The sequence below is a fragment of the Kurthia massiliensis genome, assembly GCF_000285555.1.
Lineage (GTDB): Bacteria > Bacillota > Bacilli > Bacillales_A > Planococcaceae > Kurthia > Kurthia massiliensis.
In genome coordinates, this window is record NZ_HE611012.1 from 1 (window position 1) to 3,073 (window position 3,073).

General features: G+C 49.3%; 1 rRNA gene. It reads left to right on the plus strand.

The features are described from left to right. Positions 1-108 precede the first annotated feature (108 nt). A 23S ribosomal RNA gene (locus tag KMHG_RS16820) occupies positions 109-3,038 on the plus strand. Positions 3,039-3,073 lie beyond the last annotated feature (35 nt).

Sequence of the window (3,073 nt, forward strand, 5' to 3'; positions counted from 1 at the left end):
CATTGTTCTTTGAAAACTGGATAAAACGATATCGAAAGTAAACAAACAAATTTCTTTTTTAAGATTTTTAATTATTAAGTTTTAATTTTTTAGGCTTAATAACTTACAGGTTAAGTTATTAAGGGCGCATGGCGGATGCCTTGGCACTAGAAGCCGATGAAGGACGGCACTAACACCGATATGCTTTGGGGAGCTGTAAGTGAGCTTTGATCCAGAGATTTCCGAATGGGGAAACCCAATATCTTTAATAGGATATTATCTACACGTGAATTCATAGCGTGATGATGGCAGACTCAGGGAACTGAAACATCTAAGTACCTGAAGGAAGAGAAAGAAAATTCGATTCCCTTAGTAGCGGCGAGCGAAACGGGAAGAGCCCAAACCAAGAAGCTTGCTTCTTGGGGTTGTAGGACACTCTATACGGAGTTACAAAGGAACGAGTTAAATGAAGCGGCATGGAAAGGCCCACCAAAGAAGGTAACAGTCCTGTAGTTGAAAGTTCGTTCTCTCCAGAGTGGATCCTGAGTACGGCGGAACACGTGAAATTCCGTCGGAATCCGGGAGGACCATCTCCCAAGGCTAAATACTCTCTAGTGACCGATAGTGAACCAGTACCGTGAGGGAAAGGTGAAAAGCACCCCGGAAGGGGAGTGAAAGAGATCCTGAAACCATGTGCCTACAAGTAGTTAGAGCCCGTTAATGGGTGATAGCGTGCCTTTTGTAGAATGAACCGGCGAGTTACGATCCCATGCAAGGTTAAGTTGATAAGACGGAGCCGCAGCGAAAGCGAGTCTGAATAGGGCGAATGAGTATGTGGTTGTAGACCCGAAACCAGGTGATCTACCCATGTCCAGGGTGAAGGTAAGGTAACACTTACTGGAGGCCCGAACCCACGTACGTTGAAAAGTGCGGGGATGAGGTGTGGGTAGCGGAGAAATTCCAATCGAACCTGGAAATAGCTGGTTCTCTCCGAAATAGCTTTAGGGCTAGCCTCGCGGCTAAGAATCTTGGAGGTAGAGCACTGTTTGGACTAGGGGTCCATCCCGGATTACCGAATTCAGACAAACTCCGAATGCCAATGATTTATACGCGGGAGTCAGACTGCGAGTGATAAGATCCGTAGTCAAAAGGGAAACAGCCCAGACCACCAGCTAAGGTCCCAAAGTAATCGTTAAGTGGAAAAGGATGTGACGTTGCTTAGACAACCAGGATGTTGGCTCAGAAGCAGCCATCATTTAAAGAGTGCGTAATAGCTCACTGGTCGAGTGACGCTGCGCCGAAAATGTATCGGGGCTAAACGATTCACCGAAGCTGTGGATGGACATCTCAGATGTCCGTGGTAGGAGAGCGTTCTAATCGCTGTGAAGTCAGATCGTAAGGACTGGTGGAGCGTTTAGAAGTGAGAATGCCGGTATGAGTAGCGAAAGATGAGTGAGAATCTCATCCACCGAATGACTAAGGTTTCCTGAGGAAGGCTCGTCCGCTCAGGGTTAGTCGGGACCTAAGCCGAGGCCGATAGGCGTAGGCGATGGACAACAGGTTGATATTCCTGTACCACCTCCTTACCATTTGAGCAATGGGGGGACGCAGTAGGATAGGGTAAGCGTGCTGTTGGTTATGCACGTCTAAGCAGTAAGGTGTGAGTGTAGGCAAATCCGCACTCTTTAACATTGAGCTGTGATAGCGAAGTTCTTTAGAACGAAGTTCCTGATTTCACACTGCCAAGAAAAGCCTCTAGCGAGGTAAGAGGTGCCCGTACCGCAAACCGACACAGGTAGTCGAGGAGAGAATCCTAAGGTGAGCGAGAGAACTCTCGTTAAGGAACTCGGCAAAATGACCCCGTAACTTCGGGAGAAGGGGTGCTCTGGTAGGGTGCAAGCCCGAGAGAGCCGCAGTGAATAGGCCCAAGCGACTGTTTATCAAAAACACAGGTCTCTGCTAAACCGTAAGGTGATGTATAGGGGCTGACGCCTGCCCGGTGCTGGAAGGTTAAGAGGATTGGTTAGCGCAAGCGAAGCTGAGAATTGAAGCCCCAGTAAACGGCGGCCGTAACTATAACGGTCCTAAGGTAGCGAAATTCCTTGTCGGGTAAGTTCCGACCCGCACGAAAGGCGTAACGATTTGGGCACTGTCTCAACGAGAGACTCGGTGAAATTATAGTACCTGTGAAGATGCAGGTTACCCGCGACAGGACGGAAAGACCCCATGGAGCTTTACTGTAGCTTGATATTGAATTTTGATACATTTTGTACAGGATAGGTAGGAGCCTGAGAAGCCGGAACGCCAGTTTCGGTGGAGGCGTTGTTGGGATACTACCCCAAATGTATTGAACTTCTAACCCGCACCCCTTATCGGGGTGGGAGACAGTGTCAGGCAGACAGTTTGACTGGGGCGGTCGCCTCCTAAAAGGTAACGGAGGCGCTCAAAGGTTCCCTCAGAATGGTTGGAAATCATTCGCAGAGTGTAAAGGCACAAGGGAGCTTGACTGCGAGACCTACAAGTCGAGCAGGGTCGAAAGACGGACTTAGTGATCCGGTGGTTCCGCATGGAAGGGCCATCGCTCAACGGATAAAAGCTACCCTGGGGATAACAGGCTTATCTCCCCCAAGAGTCCACATCGACGGGGAGGTTTGGCACCTCGATGTCGGCTCATCGCATCCTGGGGCTGTAGTCGGTCCCAAGGGTTGGGCTGTTCGCCCATTAAAGCGGTACGCGAGCTGGGTTCAGAACGTCGTGAGACAGTTCGGTCCCTATCCGTCGTGGGCGTAGGAAATTTGAGAGGAGCTGTCCTTAGTACGAGAGGACCGGGATGGACATACCGCTGGTGTACCAGTTGTCTTGCCAAAGGCATCGCTGGGTAGCTATGTATGGACGGGATAAGTGCTGAAAGCATCTAAGCATGAAGCCCCCCTCAAGATGAGATTTCCCATTACGCAAGTAAGTAAGACCCCTGAAAGACGATCAGGTAGATAGGTTCGAGATGGAAGTGCAGCGATGTACGGAGTTGACGAATACTAATAGGTCGAGGACTTAACCAAATATACTTTCTATCTTTTATCCAGTTTTGAGAGAA